The organism is Paenibacillus sp. ALE2, from assembly GCF_054113385.1.
Map to the genome: position 1 here is coordinate 3,801,412 of NZ_CM134213.1, position 22,642 is coordinate 3,824,053.

Annotated in this window: 18 protein-coding genes and 1 other annotated feature; of the genes, 13 read left to right on the forward strand and 5 right to left on the reverse strand. The window is 45.1% G+C overall.

Annotated elements, in window-relative coordinates:
- Positions 1-55: 55 nt before the first annotated feature.
- Positions 56-754, forward strand: coding sequence for a 5'-methylthioadenosine/adenosylhomocysteine nucleosidase (locus ACXHJ1_RS16510; RefSeq protein ID WP_016822379.1), 699 nt, complete (start codon positions 56-58; stop codon positions 752-754).
- A 13-nt stretch (positions 755-767) separates the two neighbouring features.
- Here ACXHJ1_RS16510 and ACXHJ1_RS16515 read toward each other — a convergent pair whose 3' ends face one another.
- Positions 768-1,400 carry a GNAT family N-acetyltransferase gene (locus ACXHJ1_RS16515; protein WP_016822378.1) on the reverse strand — a complete coding sequence of 211 codons (633 nt, stop codon included), beginning with the start codon at positions 1,398-1,400 and terminating at the stop codon, positions 768-770.
- Between the two features lie 246 nt (positions 1,401-1,646).
- On the opposite strand from ACXHJ1_RS16515, the gene acsA reads away from it, so the two are divergent.
- Positions 1,647-3,362 carry an acetate--CoA ligase gene (acsA, locus tag ACXHJ1_RS16520; protein ID WP_016822377.1) on the forward strand — a complete coding sequence of 572 codons (1,716 nt, stop codon included), beginning with the start codon at positions 1,647-1,649 and terminating at the stop codon, positions 3,360-3,362.
- 123 nt (positions 3,363-3,485) lie between these two features.
- On the opposite strand, the gene ACXHJ1_RS16525 is transcribed toward acsA, so the two are convergent.
- A complete protein-coding gene (locus ACXHJ1_RS16525) occupies positions 3,486-6,509 on the reverse strand; it encodes a transglycosylase domain-containing protein (RefSeq protein ID WP_457904928.1) in 3,024 nt (1,007 codons plus the stop codon).
- A gap of 135 nt (positions 6,510-6,644) precedes the next feature.
- Positions 6,645-6,912 (forward strand) — a binding site (T-box leader).
- A 65-nt stretch (positions 6,913-6,977) separates the two neighbouring features.
- Between ACXHJ1_RS16525 and tyrS the strand changes: the two genes are divergently transcribed.
- Complete coding sequence (gene tyrS, locus ACXHJ1_RS16530; RefSeq protein ID WP_457904929.1) at positions 6,978-8,231, forward strand: tyrosine--tRNA ligase; 1,254 nt, start codon at positions 6,978-6,980, stop codon at positions 8,229-8,231.
- A 196-nt stretch (positions 8,232-8,427) separates the two neighbouring features.
- Complete coding sequence (locus ACXHJ1_RS16535) at positions 8,428-9,294, forward strand: AraC family transcriptional regulator (RefSeq protein WP_457904930.1); 867 nt, start codon at positions 8,428-8,430, stop codon at positions 9,292-9,294.
- 77 nt (positions 9,295-9,371) lie between these two features.
- Here the strand turns inward: ACXHJ1_RS16535 and rpsD are convergent, their stop codons facing one another.
- The gene (gene rpsD, locus ACXHJ1_RS16540) at positions 9,372-9,971 is read right to left on the reverse strand and encodes a 30S ribosomal protein S4 (protein ID WP_016822373.1); all 600 of its coding nucleotides are present in this window, start codon (positions 9,969-9,971) and stop codon (positions 9,372-9,374) included.
- Positions 9,972-10,407: 436 nt separating this feature from the next.
- On the opposite strand from rpsD, the gene ACXHJ1_RS16545 reads away from it, so the two are divergent.
- From ACXHJ1_RS16545 to ACXHJ1_RS16565, 5 genes are all read left to right on the forward strand, one after another.
- Positions 10,408-12,393 carry a sensor domain-containing diguanylate cyclase gene (locus tag ACXHJ1_RS16545; RefSeq protein WP_457904931.1) on the forward strand — a complete coding sequence of 662 codons (1,986 nt, stop codon included), beginning with the start codon at positions 10,408-10,410 and terminating at the stop codon, positions 12,391-12,393.
- 169 nt (positions 12,394-12,562) lie between these two features.
- Complete coding sequence (locus ACXHJ1_RS16550) at positions 12,563-13,387, forward strand: hypothetical protein (RefSeq protein ID WP_457906184.1); 825 nt, start codon at positions 12,563-12,565, stop codon at positions 13,385-13,387.
- 75 nt (positions 13,388-13,462) lie between these two features.
- On the forward strand, positions 13,463-14,578 hold the full coding sequence (locus tag ACXHJ1_RS16555) for an aminopeptidase (protein ID WP_031461726.1): 1,116 nt from the start codon (positions 13,463-13,465) through the stop codon (positions 14,576-14,578).
- A 91-nt stretch (positions 14,579-14,669) separates the two neighbouring features.
- Complete coding sequence (locus ACXHJ1_RS16560) at positions 14,670-14,912, forward strand: HPr family phosphocarrier protein (RefSeq protein WP_013371869.1); 243 nt, start codon at positions 14,670-14,672, stop codon at positions 14,910-14,912.
- A 140-nt stretch (positions 14,913-15,052) separates the two neighbouring features.
- Positions 15,053-15,343, forward strand: a complete 291-nt coding sequence (locus ACXHJ1_RS16565) for a YlaN family protein (protein ID WP_007431028.1) — start codon at positions 15,053-15,055, stop codon at positions 15,341-15,343.
- 228 nt (positions 15,344-15,571) lie between these two features.
- On the opposite strand, the gene cax is transcribed toward ACXHJ1_RS16565, so the two are convergent.
- On the reverse strand, positions 15,572-16,642 hold the full coding sequence (gene cax, locus ACXHJ1_RS16570; protein WP_013371868.1) for a calcium/proton exchanger: 1,071 nt from the start codon (positions 16,640-16,642) through the stop codon (positions 15,572-15,574).
- 192 nt (positions 16,643-16,834) lie between these two features.
- On the opposite strand from cax, the gene ACXHJ1_RS16575 reads away from it, so the two are divergent.
- A complete protein-coding gene (locus ACXHJ1_RS16575; protein ID WP_013310912.1) occupies positions 16,835-17,200 on the forward strand; it encodes an Asp23/Gls24 family envelope stress response protein in 366 nt (121 codons plus the stop codon).
- 226 nt (positions 17,201-17,426) lie between these two features.
- Here the strand turns inward: ACXHJ1_RS16575 and ftsW are convergent, their stop codons facing one another.
- Positions 17,427-18,689: a putative lipid II flippase FtsW gene (gene ftsW / locus ACXHJ1_RS16580; protein WP_457904932.1), complete on the reverse strand. Its 1,263-nt coding sequence runs from the start codon at positions 18,687-18,689 to the stop codon at positions 17,427-17,429.
- Positions 18,690-18,937: 248 nt separating this feature from the next.
- Between ftsW and ACXHJ1_RS16585 the strand changes: the two genes are divergently transcribed.
- The 3 genes from ACXHJ1_RS16585 to ACXHJ1_RS16595 all read left to right on the forward strand — a co-directional run bounded on the left by ACXHJ1_RS16585 (position 18,938) and on the right by ACXHJ1_RS16595 (position 22,640).
- Positions 18,938-20,143 (forward strand): M20 family metallopeptidase, encoded by a 1,206-nt coding sequence (locus tag ACXHJ1_RS16585; protein ID WP_016822368.1) that lies wholly within the window; start codon positions 18,938-18,940, stop codon positions 20,141-20,143.
- 84 nt (positions 20,144-20,227) lie between these two features.
- A complete protein-coding gene (locus tag ACXHJ1_RS16590; protein ID WP_013371865.1) occupies positions 20,228-20,656 on the forward strand; it encodes a CBS domain-containing protein in 429 nt (142 codons plus the stop codon).
- A 160-nt stretch (positions 20,657-20,816) separates the two neighbouring features.
- The gene (locus ACXHJ1_RS16595; RefSeq protein ID WP_457904933.1) at positions 20,817-22,640 is read left to right on the forward strand and encodes a DNA repair helicase XPB; all 1,824 of its coding nucleotides are present in this window, start codon (positions 20,817-20,819) and stop codon (positions 22,638-22,640) included.
- The last annotated feature ends 2 nt before the right edge of the window (positions 22,641-22,642 follow it).

Below are 22,642 nucleotides of genomic sequence, written 5' to 3' on the forward strand. Positions count from 1 at the left end.
TAGATACATAGCTTCTTGTGACATCATCATCAAACTAAGAAACGAGGGATGCGTAATGAGCCGACTTTATGGATTAATGGGTGCGATGGATGAAGAAATTGAATTGCTGCTCTCGGCGATGACCGAGGCAAGCAAGACGACCAAGACGGGAATCACATACACTACCGGAATGATTCACGGGCAAAGGGTAGTCGTCTGCAAGTCCGGTGTAGGCAAAGTCAATGCTGCGGTAACAACACAAATCTTGATTGATCATTTTGGCGTCGAACAAATTATATTCACGGGAGTGGCAGGGGCGGTACACCCGGATTTAAACATTGGGGACATTGTCATCTCATCAACATGTATGCAGCATGACATGGATGTAACGCCTTTGGGTTATGCCAGAGGGGTCATTCCTTATCAGGACACCTCAGAGTTCGCGGCCGATCCCGAGCTTGTCCGTCTGGCTGAACAAGCCTGCAAATCGTTTGGCGATCGATACATTGTCGGGAAAGTACTTTCCGGCGATCAATTTGTCGCAAATCGTGAGATAGTGACAGCATTGCATCAAGAAATGGACGGTGCTTGTACCGAGATGGAAGGCGCCGCAGTGGCTCAGACAGCTCATATGAACGCTGTGCCTTATGTTGTCCTACGATCTATGTCAGATAAGGCTGATGGATCGGCTCACGTGAATTATGCTGAGTTTACGGTAGAAGCCTCACATCGTTCGCACCGTATTGTGGAGTTCATGCTCAAGCATTTGGGATAAGAGTGTAATATTTTTAATACATGAATCTTCGAACAAACCGGATACGGTCAAACTGTTCTCGTGATTCGAGGGGCACATCATCTCCCATTCGTACCATCAGACAGTTCGCAGGGTGTGAGCATATTTCAGGATCATCCGTGGCGTACCATACCATATTTACGGTTTTCATCAGACGTTCCATCATGCGGCGGTATTCCCATACGGAAAGACCGCTGCCTTTTAAATCCCAGTGCCAGTAATATTCGGTTGTAAAAATAATATAGGATTCGAGCTGTCCGTCTTCAAAGGCAATCCGAATCATTCGGCTACCCAGGCCCAGTCCGCGATAGTCATCGGCTACCTCGACAGCTCCGAGTTCCAGTAAATCCTTCATGCCAGCTTCCGACCAGCGTTCCATCTCGTCTGGATAGTGAAAAGTGACATATCCCAGAAGGGTTTCTCCATCATGGGCAATGATGATTCTGCCTTCAGGCAGTTCTGAAATTTCCACCAGCGCGTCGAATTGCTCCTTTGGTTTACGAAAGGCGTCCAGTTGCGTATGCATTTGAAATGAACGCAATCGATCAGCGGATACCGGTCCTTCTACATGGATGGTTTGTCCGTTATGATCCAGTGTGTCCAAGTGGTACAATTTTAAATGCTGCATGGGTGCGACCTCCTTGTTTGCCATCAGTACCTCTTCATATCCCCTACTTATAACAAAAAAACAAATAAATGAAAAGGATGGTCGTCACATCCTCACCTATGATATACTGATTTAGACACGAATTGTTCACAATTAAATGCTTTAAATCAAACCACAAATCAAAAGACTTGATTTGCATCATTAATTTTGTAAGCGCTATTTTGTTCTGTGTAATTCTCATTATTCCATTGTGAGGAGGCTGAACGCATGAAGATTGAAGAACTCCAGGCTGTAGTTCCCACATCCAACATGGGCCCTTATGAACAAGCTTACAACAACTTTCAGTGGGAAGATGTAGAACGTCATTTTACGTGGTATGAAACAGGCAAAGTGAATATGGCACATGAGGCGATTGATCGACATGTAGAGGAAGGCCGGGGAGAGAAAGCAGCACTTTTGTATTGCGACGCAAACCGTCATGAAACCTACACTTTTTCTCAGCTCCGTGCCAGCTCCAACAGGTTCGGAAATGTGCTGCGCAAATACGGTATTGGTAAAGGGGAGCGGGTGTTTATATTCATGCCCCGTTCACCTGAACTGGTCATTAGCATGCTTGGGGTTTTAAAGGTAGGGGCTGTTGTCGGTCCACTATTTGAGGCGTTTATGGAAACGGCGGTTAAAGATCGCTTGGAGGATAGCGGGGCGGTGGCACTAGTAACCACACCTGCGCTTCTTTCACGGGTGAAACGTGAGGAGCTTCCTGCGTTGCGTCATATTTTTGTGGTTGGTGATATGGACGAACGGGAGCAGGGAATTATTGATTTCGAAACGGAAATGCTCACGTCCTCAGAAGATCTTGAGCCCGAATGGCTGGGGCGTGAAGATGGATTAATTATTCACTATACGTCAGGCTCAACGGGCAAGCCCAAAGGCGTGTATCATGTGCAAAATGCAATGATTCAGCATTACTATACGGGGAAAGTGGTACTGGATCTGCGGGAAGATGATGTGTATTGGTGTACTGCGGACCCTGGTTGGGTTACGGGAACATCATATGGTATTTTTGCTCCTTGGCTAAATGGAGCCACGAATGTCATCCGTGGAGGACGTTTCAGCCCAGAGGATTGGTACCGTACGATTGAACGTCACGAAGTGACTATTTGGTATAGTGCTCCTACGGCGTTTCGGATGTTGATGAGCGCAGGGGAGCAGGTAGTTGCCAATTATGATCTAAGCAGCTTGCGGCATGTATTATCCGTTGGGGAGCCACTGAATCCCGAGGTAGTGAGATGGGGTTGGCAAGTATACACACAGCGTATTCATGATACTTGGTGGATGACGGAAACAGGAGGACAGTTGATCTGTAATTACCCAGAGCTGCCGATTAAGCCGGGTTCGATGGGAAAGCCACTTCCAGGTATTCAGGCTGCTATTTTGGACGACAGAGGCCAGGTGTTGCCTCCTAATAGGATGGGACATTTGGCGATTCGTACACCATGGCCATCCATGATGAGCCGCATATGGAACAATCCCAATAAGTTTCAGGAATATTTCCGCTTTTCCGGTTGGTATGTATCCGGTGATTCAGCTTACATGGATGAGGACGGATATTTCTGGTTTCAGGGAAGAATTGATGATGTTATTAACTCCTCTGGAGAGCGCATCGGTCCTTTTGAGGTGGAGAGCAAGCTTCTGGAGCATCCTGCCGTAGCGGAAGCAGGAGTCATTGGCAAACCAGATACTGTACGAGGAGAGATCATTAAAGCTTTTGTCGCCCTGCGTGATGGCTATACCGCGTCGGAAGCGTTACAACAGGACATTTACCGCTTCGTCAAGGAAGGGCTGTCTGCTCATGCTGCTCCGCGTGAAATTGAATTTAAGGAAAGGTTACCCAAAACCCGTTCCGGCAAAATTATGAGACGTGTGCTGAAAGCTTGGGAGCTTAACCTTCCTACAGGTGACTTGTCTACTATTGAGGATTGAATTGATGCATGTTTGCACCAAAAAGGGAGTCTCCATAGCTATTATAGCTATGGAGACTCCCTTTTTTATTAGGGTGAACTCATGCATCTCACCCAAACTATCGCTTCTTGTTTTTGTTTTGAACTATGGACGAACGGCTCCAGAAGGAGCTGATTCCCCCATGGTATTCATGGAAGTAACACGGAACCAGCCTTTGGGCTTGCGGCCTGGTTTATACTCAAAGCTGGTGTTTGCGGTAGAGCCTATGTTTTTAAAAGGCTCCGCACCGCTTTCACTGTAATATACGTTATAGGCTGTTATAGCGTCCGCAGGCTTTCCTGCACTCCATTGGAGGATTACGGACGTGCCTGCAGCTTTAGCTTGGGGCTGCCCAGGAGCAGTAGGAACTTCTGTAGGCTGCGCACCTGTTCCATCTCCCTCGCCCGGAATATCTGGTGACTCAGAATCTGCAGGTGGCACTACAGGCGCTGCACTTGCTTGGGTACTTGGCCCAGATTCATGTCCTCCCACATCAACGGCGGTCACATAGTAACTTGAGCTGCTTCCTCCAGGGCTATCAGAGAATACCTTGGAGCCATCAGCCATGACAACCTTACCAAGCCGTTGGAAGCTACCTCCATCTGTAGAACGATATAGACGGTAACCTACAACATCACTGTTTCCGCTTGGGCTAAAGCTAATTATGGCTTTGCCATCACTATAGCTTACGCTGACGCTAGATGGAGCGTTAGGAGCTGCCCCATCGTCCTTGCGTGGATCAATCTGAGTAGGTGCTTCTTTATCTGCATCTTGAGGCAGATAGTAGGACAACGAATTATGCCGTCTCATCACTCTAAAGGCTTGCTGAAGCTCTTTAATCAATTCTGAGATTGGCTTTTCCCGTTTTCTAACGGTCCGTTCATACAACATATCATCTGGCGTACCATCACGTGGAATGTAATTTACACCCTGATAGGTAATGTATTTCGCACGGGTAACACCATTTTCACTGTTTTTGGGTAAATATTTACTGTTATAAATGTCTGAACCATAGGCGGACGCTGTCCGGCTTACAATACCGTCAGGTCTCTTGAAACTGTTCGTTTGGAATAACTGAGAATCTTTAGCCGTTACTTCATTCATGATTAGAGCCCATAGACGACGAGCCCGCTCTTTTTGTGCTTTCGTTTCAAGCTTATTGACAGGTTGCTTGTAACCAACCCACACTCCCAGCGTGACGTCAGGCGTAAAACCCTCAAACCACACATCGGTGTAGGATTGCGTAGTACCTGTCTTGCCGGCGATCGGAATCTTGCCGGATTGATTAAAGTTACGCTTCACCAGTCTGCCTGTGCCTTCCGATACGGCTGTACGTAACATATCTGTCATCAGGTAGGCGGTTTGTGGTGTGAAGGCCTGTACAGGATTAGGCTGATGCTTGTATACAATATTGCCTTGCGAATCCACGATCTTTTCGATCATGTAGGCATCATTAAACACACCGCCATTTGGGATGGCTCCATATGCATTGGTTAGTTCCTCAACGGTTACCCCGTGGGCCAAGCCGCCGAGTACACCAGTTTGGGCGTTGTTATCACTTGGCTCCAAGGTGGTAATACCCAGTTTTTTAGCAAAAGCCCAAGCCTTATTGATCCCTACCTTTTCGTTAAACAGCTTGAGTGCTATCGTATTTAGCGATTGATTCAGTGCATAACGCGCTGTGACTAATCCTTGGTAGCGGTTGTTGGCATTTTTCGGGATGTGATATCCATTACTGCCATCTTTCAAAATAATAGGAGCATCATCCACAATCGTGCCAGGCTGTACAAGACCGCTGTCCAAAGCAGGCAGATAAGCAGCAATCGGTTTCATGGCTGAACCCGGCTGGCGTACCATCTGGGTAGCATAGTTCATTTGCTCTTTTTGGAAGTCCCGACCTTCCATCATACCGAGAATGGCGCCGGTTTTATGCTGAATCAGAATGGCCGCCGCTTGCTCGTCACCCTTGGTTTTACTTGTAGCAGAGAAGTTGTCCTTATTTTCTGCAATTTGACGCATGGATTTGTACACGCTCTTATCAATGGTGGTATATACCATATAACCGCCTGTACGAAGCTGCTGTTCAGCTTCTTTGAGCATGTCGTTATCATCCTTGGTTTTGGTATCTGCACTGGCATTAGCTGCTTGACTCGGATTGGTGACAGACATGAGTGCCTGAGCAGCTTGCCGCTCTGTTTCCATCATAAGATATGGATAGGTGTTATAAGCCTTAACAGTGCGTGGTGCTAGAGATTTTTTGATATCAAAAGCCATCGCTTCATCATATTGTGCTGTATTGATTTTGTTCTCCTCCAGCATTCGGCTGAGCACCAGGTGCTGGCGGTTAATCGCTCTTTTAAAGCCGGCTTCATTAAACTCACCTTTACCGTTGTAAGCAGAATAAGAAGAAGGGAGTTGCGGCAGACCTGCCAGATAGGCAGCTTGGGCTACATTAAGCTTGCCCAAATCATTTTCATTAAAAATACCTTTGGCTGCTGCTTTAATACCAAAGACGTTGTAACCGCTTGATCCGTTACCGAAAGGTACCTTATTGAGATAGGCTGTAATTATTTGTTGCTTGCTCAGGAAGCGCTCAAGGCGCAGAGATAGCAAAATTTCTTTGACCTTGCGGTCATCCGTACGATCAAGATTTAAAAAGACACGACGTGCAAGCTGCTGGGTAAGCGTACTCCCTCCAGTTTGTACGGATTCATGTAGTGCCTTTTGCTTCACAGCACGCAGCGTTCCCGACAAATCGACACCTTTATGCTCGTAAAAATGATTATCTTCAATGGCAATAACTGCGTCAATGACGAGTTGAGGAATCTCCTTAAACGTAACAGGTCTTCGATCTTCCTCGGTCCGAAGCTGCCCGATGGGTGAGCCGTCATTGAAATAAGCGAAGCCTGTAATTGCATTCTTATCCACTTCCTGTAGAATTGTAGATCTGGAACGCACGGGCTCGTTTTTTACAATAGAAGCAACATAGCCAGCGGCGGTTCCCCCTGCGAATAGTGCCCCCATAAAACCGATGATGACGACCCACTTTATGACACGGCCGAGCCTTCGCATGGTTCTCCGTAAGCGGGAAGGCTTAGGCTCTGATACATTGTTTTTTTCTTCAACCATTAAGTCTTCCTCCTTTATAACAGCCATTATTATAGCATAAAATTACAAAATGAACCCATATGCTAAAAAGCCTGTCTTTTGGTGTCGTTGACTACATAAAAACAGTGTGTTATAAATAGGTCAAAGTAAATATCGTGAAAAGCGGAGAAAGACTTCAGTAGAAGGCGGAATCACGTTGTGCAGAGAGCCGATGGGTGGTGTGAATCGGTAGCGTCCCTCCTTTGAATTACCGTCTGGAGCTGTCTGGATGAATGGAAAGTTTTTGCAGGTTTGCGAAGCTCACCATAGTAATCCGGTACCGGGTGTAAACCCGTTATAGGAATGAAGTGAAAGAAACGTTGTTTTTTTGCATACGTTTCTTTAATTAGGGTGGTAACGCGAGCAGCTCCTTCTCGTCCCTTGGGATGAAAGGGGCTTTTTGGTTTGTTTAAATAGTAATTATTGGATGGAAAATAGGAGGGATTCAGGATGAAGTGGGAAGAATTGAAGCCTGAGCAACAGGCAGAGGTAGAACGACAACTAGAAGTAATACGTCGTGGAGTAGCGGAAATTGTACCTGAGGATGAGCTGAAGCGTAAGGTTATTAAATCGGTTGTTAGCGGCGAGCCCCTCAAAATTAAGCTGGGTCTAGATCCGTCTGCGCCTGATATTCACATCGGACATACGGTTGTTATGCACAAACTGCGCCAGTTCCAGGAATTAGGGCATCAAGTGCAACTGATTATCGGAGATTTTACAGGCAGAATTGGTGATCCGACAGGTAAATCGGAGACCCGCAAGCAACTGACTGAGGAAGATGTACAGCGTAATGCACAAACATACAAGGAACAAATTTTTAAGATTCTCGATCCTGAAAAGACAAAGGTATACTACAATTCCGAATGGTTAGGACCGATGTCTTTTGCGGATGTGGTAACTCTGTCTGCCAAAGTAACGGTTGCCCGTATGTTGGAGCGGGATGATTTTACAAAAAGGTACCAAAACGGCTTGCCGATCAGCATCCATGAGTTCTTTTACCCGCTGATGCAGGGCATGGACTCTGTGGCTCTCCAAAGCGATATAGAATTGGGAGGAACAGACCAAAAGTTTAATCTGCTGATGGGCAGAACCCTGCAAAAGGAATACGGAGTAGAACCGCAGGCAACCATTACATTGCCACTGCTTGAGGGGCTTGATGGCGTTCAGAAGATGAGCAAAAGTTTGGGGAACTACATTGGTGTGGATGAGGAGCCAAACGAAATTTATGGTAAATCGATGTCCGTTCCTGATGAGTTGATGCTGAAATATTTTGAGCTTGCAACGGATATTACCAATGAGGAGCTGGCAGAGCTGGCGAAAGGTATTAAGGAGGGTTCGGTGCATCCACGTGATGCCAAAATGAAACTGGCCGGAACATTAGTGCGCATGTACCACGATGAAGAGGCGGCAGAAGCGGCCAAGCAGCATTTTGTGACTGTATTCCAACAACGCGCGCTTCCTGATGACATTGAAGAATTCACCTTAACAGCAGATCAGTTAGAAGAAGGTGGCATTCGTGTGATCCAGTTGCTGACTCATCTAGGCTTTGCAGCATCTAACGGTGAGGCCAAGCGTAGTATTCAGCAGGGGTCGGTCAAAATTAATGAAGAGAAGTGGACCGATGTGAACGAAGCATACAAGCCGCAGGAAGGCGACATTGTACAGGTAGGTAAACGGAAATTTGCTAAAATCAAGCTTGGATAATTAAAATACATTTAAAAGCAGCGTTGAGATTGATCTCGTATCTCAGTGCTGCTTTTTTTATTTCTACCAAGCGAAAAGCCGTGGTAAACTTAGCACAAATAATCAAACAAATAGATACAGAGTTTTACATAATGAATACGTGGGTTGCCCAATGTGGGTGAAGGCTAGATAAATAACAAGTGTGGGGAAGGATTATATGGACTACTTTAAACGAATTCAGTGTGCGATTGAGTTTATTGAATTGAATCTCCGGGAAGATTTAAAAATTGCCGAGATTGCTTCAAAGGCATACTTTTCAGCTTTTCATTTCCAGCGGGTTTTTCAGGCCATTTCGGGTTTTACAGTTCAACAATATATAAGAAGGAGAAGATTGTCCGAGGCGGCAAAACGGCTAAAGCAATCCAACCAAAAGGTATTGGACATAGCTATTGAGTATCAGTACAACTCGCAAGAAGCTTTTACTCGCGCTTTTGAAAAAAGTTTTGGGATCACCCCTGGGAAATATCGTAACTGTGATATTGAGCTTTCTGATCAAAGTAAAATCAATTTTCTGGATTACAAAAAAAACGCAGCGGAGGAATTAGAGGTGAACAAGCCTGTGATACTGCAACTCGAAACGACCAAAATTGTAGGATATGAATATAAAACAAATCTCAATAATGAGCAGCATTATAAAGAAATCCCAGGCTTTTATGAACACTTTGGCGCACATGAATATTATATGTGTATTCCGAATAAAATCGCACCGGGAATGTCATATGGGATTGCCTGTCAATTTGAAGACAACGGTGCATTTTCATTTGTGGTGGGTGAGGCCGTTGAAGAAGAATCAAAAGAACTGGCTGAGGGTTTCATATATATGGAGATTCCAGCAGGCAAGTATGCTGAGTTTGACGCTTCAGGTTCAAATGGACGAGTTCAGAGTATACGAGATTTTATCTACGGCACATGGCTTCCTAATTCTAATTTTGAACGGAGGGAGGGACCTGATTTTGAAATTACGGACGTGATGAATTCCTATCCTGATCATTTGAATATGAAAGTATACATCCCTATTGAATAAAACTCTCAGGCTTAATGCGTGGGGAATATAAAAAGCACCCGAATGAATTCGGGTGCTTTTTGGTGCTAATGCAAGGATTAGCGGTTGTAGAATTCGACGATTTGTTTTTCATCGATATCTTGGGACAATTCAGCACGCTCAGGCAAACGAATGTATTTACCTTCCAGAGCTGCGTCATTGTACTCCAGGTAAGCTGCCAAGTGGTTACGGTTTTCCAAAGCTTCTTTGATGGAAGACAGGGAACGACTTCTTTCACGAAGACCGATCACGTCGCCAAGGCTTACTTGGTAAGAAGCGATGTCAACTTTTTTGCCGTTCACAGTAACGTGACCATGAGCTACCAATTGACGTGCGCCTGCACGGGAATTAGCAAAGCCAAGACGGAATACAAGGTTGTCCAGGCGGCTTTCCAGCAAGAACATGAAGTTCTCACCAGCGATACCGTGCATGTGTTGAGCTTTGTTGAACAGGGTACGGAATTGTTTTTCACCCAAACCGTACATGTGGCGCAGCTTTTGCTTTTCTTGAAGCTGCATACCGTAGTTACTGATTTTTCTCCGTTGGTTTGCACCATGTTGTCCCGGAGGGAAAGGGCGTTTCAATTCTTTACCTGTGCCGCTCAGGGAAATACCGAGACGACGGCTCAATTTAAATTTAGGACCAGTGTAACGTGCCATTATAGAGTTAACTCCTTCATAATTAAAATTTGAGTTGGGGCTCTCTTTGCGCTCCAATTTGTTCGGCGCTACCTAGTAAGGTGAGACGCACTACTGACAGAAAAGTTCAGCCGCTGTCCTGTCAGCAACAAATAAGATGAGGGTGACACAAACTGTTACGCCCAAAATTTAAGATCCGCACAGTAGATAGTTCTGCCGTACAGTCTTTTTCAATAATATATATTATATGGTATAGTGGGTCAATGTCAAGAAGAGAAAAAGAATGAAAACGTCAAAATTTGTCGATAGGGCTTTAGAACTAAAAAAGTGGGACGAATTTCTGAAAAATGGATGCAAATTTCTAAAGTTGAGAGTAAAATAGATCATATTATGAGCTATAGTGGTGTATAGCCGCTGTCTTGGTACAGCTAATTTTGCTGTGAAGGAGCGCCTTAATATGTCGGAATTTTCAACAACGGATCAGCAAACGCTTGACAGTAAAACAGTGCAGGCTAGCGGTGCTCCGCTGTTTGATGATAAAGGATATACGTCTTTTGCCTGGCTCCAGAACATGGATATGACACCCTATGATTACCCCTATATTAATCAGCTTCTCGTCCAAGGATATCGGAATTGGTTACAGCAGAGCAATGGTATATCCTGGATCAGTGAAGAGTATACTGCTGTCTTTAATTTTACAGGTGTTCGGGTTGCTGGTAGGGAAGAGGATGATGACGAGGATTTAGAGTTGGTCGAGCGTTGTTGCATATCTAGAGAGATGGAAGTGAGCCAGCGTAAACTTCGAGATGGGAGCCTTGCATTTGTATACATGGTCCCCATATTATGTCGCAATTACAAGAGAGAGCTTTTCGCCGCTCTTCGTTTTACACGACCTGCTCAACATTCTGTCTCGAATCAGGACGCATTGTTAGTGGCTTCTTTGCATTTTAGATCCTGCTTTTACTCGAAGTTTGAGTATATATTTATGGAAGATATCCTAGGGATGCAGAATCGGAGCGAACGTGAGGGCAGACGCCGCTCTATTTTATTTCAGATTGTAAAACGGATGCATGACAAGATTGATGTGGAAGGCGTGCTGGATGAAGTATTTGGAAGTATCGCCTATTTGTTTCCCCATGTGGATATCACGTTGTATATGAGTCAGGATCGGCACAGTCGAAATCCTCAGGTCAAGCCTTTGTTGCTGCATGAACGGGACGAGGATGTATGTGTCCGTGCATTTATGAAAGGGCAAATGGCTGTGAATGAGCCTTCCGGTCCACAAGATGAAATAACTGAAATCGGTATCCCGTTACGTGGTAAGCAGGGCGTATATGGTGTTTTCCATATGATTCTTCCGGCAGGTGCGGATAGTATGGAAAAAGTGGACGTAGAGCTGATTGCGATGATGGCAGATACAGCTGGCACCGCATTTGAAAATGCGAAGCTGCTGGAGCAATCGAATGTACTTATCCATGAATTGCGGCTCATTAATGAGTTGGTTCAACGCTTGAATCAGAGCCTGAAATTAAATGAAATATTTGAGTTTGCCGTGCAGGAGTTATTAAAAATGTTCATGGCCGACTTTTGTTGTATTGTGCAGCTGGATCAGGATGGAAGTTGCTTTAGGGTGATGTCAAGCAATGTGGAAAGTTTAAAGCTGGAGAGTTACCCTCGTGAAGGCGGATTTGCTGGACTGATATGCAAAACAGGAGAGCCTGTGATTGTGTCTGACTATAGGAAGGATGGAAAGATATCCTCTCGGTTTATGGATGCGACGGACTCTCAGTCTTTGATGGCTGTGCCTATGAAGAACAGGGGGACTCCTAGAGGGGTTATATTATTATCGAGCAAGCTTCCACACTTTTTTTCTTACGATAATTACAAGATGCTGCAAATGCTGGCTCCTAATATCGGACTGGCCGTAACTAATGCTATGCTGCATGCCGAGGTGCGGCGTCTCGCTAATATGGACATGCTAACAGGTTTATATGTGCGTCATTATGTAGACCGAATCATTCAGGAGCATCAGGAAAAAGATTTCTGTGGCTCTCTTATTTTGGTCGATATTGACCAATTCAAGCAGGTGAATGATACGTATGGCCACCAGACGGGGGACGAAATTCTGAAAAGCGTCAGCAATATTGTTCGCTCGGCGACCCGTGATGAGGATGTATGTGCCAGATGGGGCGGAGAGGAGCTTGCCATTTATTTGCCGCAGCTGGGGGTGCAGCAGGCACTGGGGTATGCAGAAAAAATACGTAGCCGTGTACAATATGAAACTAATCCTCAGGTGACTGTTTCTTGCGGGATTGCTGAATGGAACTGGCTGGACGAGCAGATCAGTATCGAATCTTTATTTTATAGGGCTGATATGGCCTTGTATGAAGCAAAAAATGAAGGCCGTAATCGTATAGTTATTGATCATATAGGCGATGTGTAGAGAATATTCCTTAGGGAATGTTCTCTTTTTGTTTTGCATAACCGTTTGTAGACAGGTAATCCTAAGCGTAGCTATAACATGGATGTTCTAAAACAGAATTTTTATCATGATTTATAGTCATGTTTAGGATAGGACGGATGATGGTATGCATTGGAGAAAGCAATGGGTAATGCAGGGCTGTGTGTTTCTAATTATATGTGTGTTAAGCGGTTGTGTACTGGATCGACAATATACTCCTGAGCAGATTTTTAGAAGAGCTGTTGCAGGAATGGCTGGCAGAGAGAGGATAACATTTAGCGGACAGACTGGAATCAGAACTGACGATGGTCTGCCTACGGCTAAACAGTTTGAATATCGCGGGAAGCTAAGAAATCACGATGAATTAATCATGCACTGGGGATCTACAGAGGCTTTCCGTAAGCAAGGCGACTATGTAGCACTAAAAGAAGATAAGTCCGAGCCTAGTGTTACACATGAACGATTTCTTCGTCAAAATGGGAAATGGATTACGCTGACAGCTGGGGATACTTCTATGGTTCAAAATGGCATGTTAAATCGCTTCAATCCGATTCAGGAGCTAGAGGAATTAAATACACTGAATAAGAGCATTCGTATGGAAAAGGGAGCTGCCCGGGGAACTTGGGTGGTGAGGATTGAACCAGAACCTGCCTCGGCAAAGCGTTGGTTAAAAGAACGTTTAATGAAAGAGATGAATACGTTAAATCCTCAAATCAGGATATTAAAAACGCAGCATACAGAAACGAACCAAGAGCTGCAACAAAAGCTGAGCCAAGTATGGAAGCAGAGTTGTGAGGATATGAACAACCAGCTGGAGCATTCTAATGTTCGGACTGTGTACCATTTAACTATAGATCGCCAAACGGGTTTACCCTTAAAGCTATCATCGGAATGCCGAATTTCCCGACAGGTTGCGAATGAAGAGCAGAATCAGGAGGCTCTGATCACCCGAGTTGTTTTTGAGGACTACAAGTAACGGAGCGGGCATGATACAATGGAATTTGAATTAACCGTTGTTCAAAAAGAGTGAATAAAGAAGGAGAGACACTACATGAAAGATCCTAGAATACTTAAGCTGGCGGAAAATCTGGTAGGTTACTCTGTTGAAGTGCAGCCTGGAGAAAATGTATTGATCGAAATGATTGGTACAGAGCGTGACTTGCTTAACGCCATCATTCATGAAGTTGGTAAAAAGGGTGGAAATGTTTTTGTTCAGCTTACAGATCGTAAGGTGCAGAGCGCTATGCTTCGCAATGCGACAAAGGAAATGCTGGAAACTTGGGCTGAAATTGACCTCAACCGGATGAAACAAATGCACTGTTACATCGGAATTCGTGCAGGCGAAAATGTAAATGATCTGTCAGATGTACCGGAAGATAAAATGAAAATGTATAATTCAATTTATCAGCATGCGGTACATAGCGAACAACGAGTGAAACACACAAAATGGGTAGTGCTGCGTTATCCGAATGACAGCATGGCTCAATTGGCCAATATCAGCACCGAAGCATTCGAAGATTTTTATTTCGATGTATGTAACCTGGATTACGCGAAAATGGACAAGGCTCAAGATGCATTGGCAGACTTGATGAACCGGACAGACCAAGTACGGATCAGCGGTCCAGGTACTGACTTGAGCTTCTCTATCAAGCAAATCGGAGCCATTAAGTGTTCGGGTCAATGCAATATTCCGGATGGCGAAGTATACAGCGCGCCTGTCCGGGATTCAGTTAACGGAACTATTAGCTATAATGCACAAACCCTGTATAATGGAATTACCTTTGAGAATGTTAAATTCCGTTTTGAAAATGGTAAAATCGTGGAAGCGACAAGCAACGATACAAAGCGGTTAAATGATATTCTCGATTCCGATGAGGGAGCACGCTATATTGGCGAGTTTGCCATCGGGTTTAACCCACACATTTTACACCCAATGAAGGATATTCTGTTTGACGAGAAGATTGCAGGCAGCTTGCACTTTACACCAGGTCAAGCTTATGAAACGGCGGATAACGGTAACCGTTCTTCGATTCATTGGGATTTGGTATTGATTCAACGTCCAGAATATGGTGGCGGTGAAATTTATTTTGATGATGTTCTAATCCGTAAGGATGGCATTTTTGTGCTGCCTGAGCTGGAGCCTTTAAATCCTGAAAACTTGAAATAACGATATCTGTTCTTGCTGAGAAAGCGATTTCAATGTATCATAATGAATGAGCATTGATACATGACAATCCAGTAAAGCGAGGGATCTTACTATGTCCAACAATAATGCGGCGGTTGTTGAAATTGCACAAACGGCGAGCAAATTCACTTCTTCCATCGTCCTTCATTCCGAAAATAAGTATATTGATGTGAAAAGTATACTGGGCTTGTTTACGACGTTGGTCAGCAGTCACAGTTATGAGCTGCATGTTCACGGGCCTGACGCCGAGGAAGCCAAAAAAGCGATTATTGAGGTGTTCCAGAAGCACGGGCTGCACATTTCAGTAGCCACCTAACTTATTGAGGAAGCAAAAGCATCCCTACCTGTAACTGTAGGGATGCTTTTTTTGTCAGGTTCTTGTATTAGCCTGCAATTTGGTCTAATATTAAGGTTAGGACGTCTTGTGCGACATTGAGACATAGGGGGGAAGAATCCATGACTTCATCTGATTTGCAGGAACAATTGAATATCAAGGCCATTAATCTGCTTCAGGAAGATGCAGATAAAATAAAGAAGCTTATTGAAGTACAGATGGAGAATCTGGCAACCCGTTATTGCCCTCTCTATGAGGAAGTGCTGGATACTCAGATGTACGGATTTTCCAAGGAAGTGGATTTTGCGGTTCGCGCCGGACTTCTTCCGGAAATGGTAGGTAAACAGCTGGTCAGTGAGCTGGAACGCAATCTGGCTATTCTATATGAGGCCATGAATAATAAGGCTAATTAGAAAGACGGTTGAATTGATGAGAGCATGCGAAGTTTGAGAGCATGCTTTTTTTGATGCCATTTTTTAAAAAGGGGACGAGAGGTTGCTTATAGCATTCACCTTTGCCCTTGAATTTTTACAGTTTAAGGGGTTATATCGTCTTAAAAATTCAAGGGCATTAGTGATCAGAAGAATAAATGAAACGCGAAGAAGTCACTACAATGTAATCTACATTTTAAACTTTGGAAGCTACACCAGGAAGAAGGATACACCCAACAATACATACACTACCAGCAGCATGAGTCCCTCATACCAGTTGGTTGAGCCGTCCTGAGTGATGGATTTGGCGATAAATACAGCGACGGCAATGGCTACCAATTCAATGGTGGTGAAAACGATATTCATCGTGTTCCCCATAAAGTAACTGACAAAAATCAGCACAGGGGCAACGAATAGGGCAATTTGCAAACTGCTGCCGACAGCAATTTCAACAGATGCACCGATTTTGTTCTTCATGGCTAGTAAAATGGCAGCGCTATGTTCGGCCGCATTACCAATAATAGCGACAAGAAATGCACCCACAAACAATTCGCTGAGTCCAAATTGAGTCGTAAATACTTCCAGTGTACCTACCAGCCATTCGCTGACAAAAGCGACCATAACGGTAGCGAGTACCAAATAGGCAATGGATTTATTTCTAGACCATACAGGGGCATGCTCATGCGGCAATTCTTCATCTTTTTGTTCGGTCACGTCAGCTAAATAGTCCTTATGCGTAATCATAGAAAAAATAAGCCACGCAATATACGCGACAATGAGCGTGCCTGCAACAATGAGACTGAGTGTATCTGACTCGCTATCCGTGATCACATGTGTGTTCAGAAAGACAGCTGGAACGAACAAGGCAATAACAGCCACAATCATCAGGGAGCCACTTAATCCAGCCAGCGATATATTGAAATTTTGCACTTTATATTTCAATCCGCCAGCGAACAGACTCGCTCCGAGCACCAGCAGCAGATTGCCGATGATCGAACCCGTAAGACTGGCCTTTACCATATCGTAAAGACCTTCTTTGACGAGAAAAATGGCGATGATCAGCTCGGCTGCGTTACCAAAGGTGGCATTTAAGAATCCACCTAAACGTTGACCAGCATAATGAGCAACACTTTCAGTCGCCCTACCGAGAAAACCGGCTACGAATACAACAGAAATCGCACAAATCACAAATTGGGCTATGGCATTCCAATGTGTGTAATGAGCGACTGCACTAAGAGCAAATGTCGCTATAAGCAAAGCGGGAGATAACCATTTTTTCAATGAAGAGCACCTCGATATCAATAGATGTGTACAAGTTTGGTGAATACTGTCACTTGTATGGATTTTTCTAAATTAATATACCCAAAATGATATAGGTTGTAAACGAACGATGTTTTTATACGTAAGGTTTGCATTTGGAGTGGCTGAGGCTTTACAATACAAATAAAGGATGGATGAAGGGGGACATAGGTCATGGCAGAGCAAATTCAACAACTGGAAGCAGGAAACATCAAGATTTCCAACGATGTCGTAGGAAAAATTGCCGGGATGGCCGCATTAGAGACACCAGGCATTGCTGCAATGTCAGGCGGCTTATCGGAAGGCTGGGCCAAAAGGCTGAGCGGTAAAAATGTGCAAAAGGGCGTATCAGTGGAGGTTGGACAACTGGAAGCTGCCATTGATCTACGTATTATCGTGCTCTACGAAACACCTATTCATGAGGTGTCCCGAATTCTTCAGCAAAATGTGCGAGAAGCCGTCGAAAGCATGACGGGGTTGCGGGTCGTGGAAGTGAACGTAAAAGTGGAAGGTGTCGCGTTCAAGGACGACGCAGTGTAATAGAACCACTGCATGCTAAATGGACATTTTTCACCAATGGTATAGATGCCGGGAATTCCGTGCGATAATCCGCATAAGAACACGAAAACTGGTGGTTATAAAACGCCAGTTTTCGTTTTGTGAATCTGCTGGTTAACATTTTGCAGATGGACCTGTAGTTATATACATATACAAAAAAAGAACTTCCAATGCCACCGTGATTAGTGGTCATATGGAAGTTCTTTTTTTAGCGGTAACGGTTGGTTCTACGAGTTTGAAAGCGAGTGGGAACTTCATTACGAACAGTCACCCCTGTGGTGCGTTCTTGCACTGCTTGTTTGGTGTTCTCACGAGAAATACTGAGCATGATGCCCATAGAAAACATCATGACAAGCAGGGAGGAACCACCAAAGCTAATAAACGGAAGAGTTACGCCAGTGATTGGAATCGTTTGAGTTACTCCGCCGATATTAATGAAGGCCTGAATGGCGATCAAACCCATGATGCCAGTGCCCACCAACGTTCCAAACGGATCATGGCAACGCAGAGCAATGATCATGCCTCGCCAAATGAAATACAAGTATAGCATTAGGAAAATGGCTGTTCCGATAAATCCGAATTCTTCACCAATAACTGAAAAGATAAAATCATTAAACGAATTGGGCAGATAATGAAGCTTGATAATGCCTTTACCAAATCCCGATCCGTTTAAGCCGCCTTCGCCAATAGCTTGCAGGGACTGCACCAGATTGTATCCTGTGCCTTGTCTATACTTCTCGGGATTAAGAAAGGCTTGAAAACGTCCGATTTTATAATCTTGCTTGGCAGCAGCAGCTTGTCCATTTGCGCTGTCGGAATCTCCTCCAAACAACGATCCAATACCAAATACGATGGAAGCGCCTAGCACGAGCAGGATGATTGATGCTGTAATGTGTTTGACGCTGGCTCCCCCGGCATAAATAATCAGGCCGCTGGTGGCTACCAAAATAAAGCAGGAGCCTAAATCCGGTTGAAGCATGATGAGTCCTGCGACAGAGCCTACAATGACCGTTACAGGTATGTAGCCAGTCCGTAAATCTCTAAATCGATCTCCTTTTTTGACAATTAGTGCGGATAAGTAAAGGATGATGGATATTTTTGCAAGTTCCGTTGGCTGGAAGCCAATACTACCAAATCTGAGCCAGCTTTTTGCGCCATTCAGAGAGCCTGTAAAAAGAACGATGATTAGCAATAATATGGTTATGAAAAATAAAGGTACAAAAAGTTTTTTATATTTTTCCATCTTAATATTCATAGCTACCAGCATAATAAAAAGTCCAAGTATAGCAAATGCGGACTGGCGCTTTACAAAATATAAAGAGTCAAAATTGTATTCTTTATTCAGCAGAGCTACGCTGGAGCTGGAGCTAAATACCATGATTACACCGAATCCAACCAGCAACAAAGTGAGGATCAGCAATTGGAAATCCGGTGTCCCTCTTCTTCGAGTCTCCGGCTTCGTATTTCTCATATCAGCTTCCCCCGGTATTCGCCGCAAGGTATATTCCTCGCAGACGTTTATCATTTTATCGTTTATCCATTTTATCATAGTATGTTTGATAGGCTTCTGCAACCATCTGGAGCAACAGATATCACAACAATTCCATATCTGCTACAATAGGATAAAAATAAAGACTTGAGAGAAACGGCGCGTATGGGGTAAAGCTGCATGATTTATCGGAAGCTGTCCCGATGTTTTAAAAGGAGAGGTGGAACATAATGACACAACAGGCGATGGACCAAACCTGGTTTAATCAATTACAACAAAACATGGTGGAGTGGCGTAGACATTTACATAAGAATCCCGAAATTTCTTTTCAGGAAAGTAAAACTGCCGCTTTTGTAGCGGATAAGCTAGAGAGCTGGGGATTAGATGTTCGCCGACAGGTAGGGGGACACGGTGTTGTAGGTACCATTCGTGGTGCCAAACCTGGACCTGTGGTTATGTTACGCGCCGATATGGACGCTCTTCCTATTCAGGATGAAAAGGAATGTGAATATCGCTCCAGTGTGGATGGGGCCATGCATGCTTGCGGACATGACGGACATACGTCTGTTTTGCTTGGGACAGCATACTATTACAGTCTGAACCGCGATGAGCTGGAGGGAGAAATCCGGTTTTTGTTCCAGCCTGCGGAGGAATTGCTGCCTGGGGGTGCGGTTAATGTCATCAAAGATGGCGTACTGGAAGGTGTGGATGTGATTTATGGCATCCATTTATGGACACCCTTCTCGGTCGGGACCGCTGCGAGTTGTGCAGGGCCGTTGATGGCGGCTGCCGACGATTTTTATATTGAAATTGCAGGTAAGGGTGGGCATGGCGGTATGCCCCAGTCCACTAATGATAGTGTGGTGGCAGGCTCAGCTCTTGTTATGCAACTGCAGAGTATCGTAAGCCGTTCAGTCGACCCGTTAAAGCCTGCTGTGTTGACGGTGGGAACCATCCAAGGGGGCTCTGCGCAAAATATAATTGCAGAAACCTGCCGCTTGAGTGGAACCATTCGTACGTTTGATGAGCAGACCCGGACGGTCATGAAAGAGCGATTGCATGAGGTAACTGAGCTTACAGCAGCAACATATGGGACATCAGCAAAAATTCGTTACATTATGGGATACCCGCCAGTTGTTAACGATGCCCAGGAAGCATCCCGCTTTTTTAAGGAAGCAAAGCCTGTGTTCGGCGAGGGGAATGTACAGGAAGCGCCAAAGTTGATGCCTGCCGAAGATTTTGCGTATTATTTGGAACGTGTGCCAGGTTGTTTTATGTTCGTCGGGGCGGGTAATCCGGCCAAAGGAGCAATTTATCCGCATCACCATCCAAAATTTGATTTTGATGAGGATGCCATGATCAACGCAGTTCGTCTGTTTATTGCTATGTCTACCGGATATGTTGCTGGACGAAAAGAAGGGGCAATTAACGGCTAATACGAGCTAAATTGGGAAGGATCCAATCTGGAGTATGAGCTGAATGAAATGGGGTACCCTACTCTTGAAAAGGAGGGAGTACCCATGAAAAAGGTTCAGGAAGTTATGACTAAAAAATGTGTAACGGTTACCCCGCAGGACAATATTTACGAAATAGCGGTCAAAATGAAAGACAATGATACTGGTTTTATCCCAGTTGTGGAAAGCGAAGGCAGTGATAAGTTGATCGGTGTGGTAACAGACCGTGACCTTGTGATTCGCGGCTACGCAGCTAAAAATTCTGGTTCTGGTTCGGTGGATACGGTAATGACAACAGGTATTCGTACAGCCAGTGCTGACATGTCAGTGGACCAAGCAGCTGAACTGATGGCAGAACAGCAAATCCGTCGTTTGCCCGTGACGGAAGGAGACCGTCTGATCGGGATTGTTTCGATTGGGGATTTAGCGGTTCGTAATATTTTTGCAGACAACGCTGGAGAGGCGCTTAGCCAAATTTCCGAGCAGGTTCACTAGAAGGATAATATAGCAGGTATCAGTTTGGGACGGTCATTATCCCGAGCTTCTGATCAGGAGTTCAACCCGAGTGTGGGTTGGACTCCTTGCTATTCCGGTTGATATGCGAATAAACGGATAAGCTATTTATTATAGAACTTTTGAGTGTCAGGAGGTAGTCATGAACCCAGATCATCCTTGTATTGTACAACGTGATTTTACCGTTCTGCTGGAAATGGGTTTGCCCGATTCGGCATGGGCCCGTTCACAGTTGCAGGTTTATGCAGAGCTGGTAAAAAGTCCGTCCGCTTTTCATACATATCACATCACTCCATTGTCGCTCTGGAATGCGGCCGCTCTCGGGTGGAGTGCTGAGGACATTCAAAATAGTTTGCACGCTTTGTCCCGTTGGGATATTCCGCGTGATTTGTTGAGAGATATTGAACAGCTTGTATCTCGTTACGGGACGTTGAGGCTGTCACGGGCAAGTGCAAAAGAAGAACAAATTTACGGCACTGATACGATTGACGCGAATCGTGATGAGCAAGAGTCAGACAGAGATACAAAGACGAGTAAAACCAACACATACACAATAGGGGATGATTTGATCTTGACAGTAGAGACCCCAGCTTTACTGGATGAGCTATTGAACAAGAAAGAGCTAAAACAGCTTGGTTTGCTTCGCACCAATGAGACAAGCGCATCCGTACCGCCCGAAAATCGTGGCTTGCTCAAGCAGGAATTAACTCGCTTGGGATATCCTGTTGTGGATACGGCAGGTTATCTTGAGGGGAATCTGCTTCGTTTTACCTTGGGAAAGGGACAAACGGAGTTGCAGCTTCGTGATTACCAGGTGAAAGCCGCTGATGCATTTGAAGGTGCAGACGGCTTAGGGGGGAGTGGTGTACTAGTGCTCCCATGTGGAGCCGGAAAAACAGTGATCGGTATGGCAGTGATGAATCGCCTTCAGTGTGAGGTGCTTATTTTAACTTCTAATACTATCTCCGTGCGGCAATGGATCGAAGAATTGAAGCAAAAGACGAATATTCCTGTCGATTCTATCGGGGAATACAGTGGTCAGAAAAAGGAGGTGCGACCGATAACGGTGGCAACCTACCAGATTTTGACGCATCGTCGCACCAAAGACGGAGAGTTTGAACATATGAAGCTACTGAGTGAGCGTAAGTGGGGACTCATTATATATGATGAGGTACATTTGCTGCCTGCGCCAGTATTTCGAGCGACGGCTGATATTCAGGCTACCCGTCGTTTGGGATTAACAGCTACGTTAGTTCGAGAGGACGGGTGTGAGCGGGATGTGTTCTCTTTAATTGGACCCAAACGGTACGATATGCCGTGGAAGGAACTGGAACGACAGGGCTGGATTGCTCAGGTCGATTGTGTAGAGCTGCGTTTGCCTATGACCGCTGACCTTTTGGAGCGAAGTATGCGCGCTGAAGGCAGACAGCAATACCGAATTGCAGCCGAAAATCCGGCTAAGCTGGAGGCAGTACGCAGTCTAATGGAGAAACACAAGGGTCTACCCACGCTTATTATTGGTCAATATTTAGACCAGTTACGTAAATTGGCTCAGGAGCTGGACGTTCCACTGATTACGGGATCCATGACTCAGAGTGAGCGGGTGCGTTGGTTCGATGCGTTTCGCAAGGGTAGTATTCAGACCCTATTGGTATCCAAGGTGGCGAACTTTGCGGTGGATTTGCCAGATGCAGCGGTGGCCATAGAGGTATCGGGTAGCTTTGGCTCCCGTCAGGAAGAGGCACAACGACTTGGCCGCATTTTACGACCAAAGCCAGGCGAGAATAAAGCTTATTTTTATGCATTAGTGACGGAGAATAGTAGGGAGACGGACTTTGCAGCACGTCGTCAGCTGTTTCTGATTGAGCAGGGCTATGAATATGCGGTTCGCAGGTTTGATAGGACAATGGCTAGCAGAAGCCAGGAGGATGGGACAGAAGATGGTGGAAAGAAAAAGGAGGCCTAATC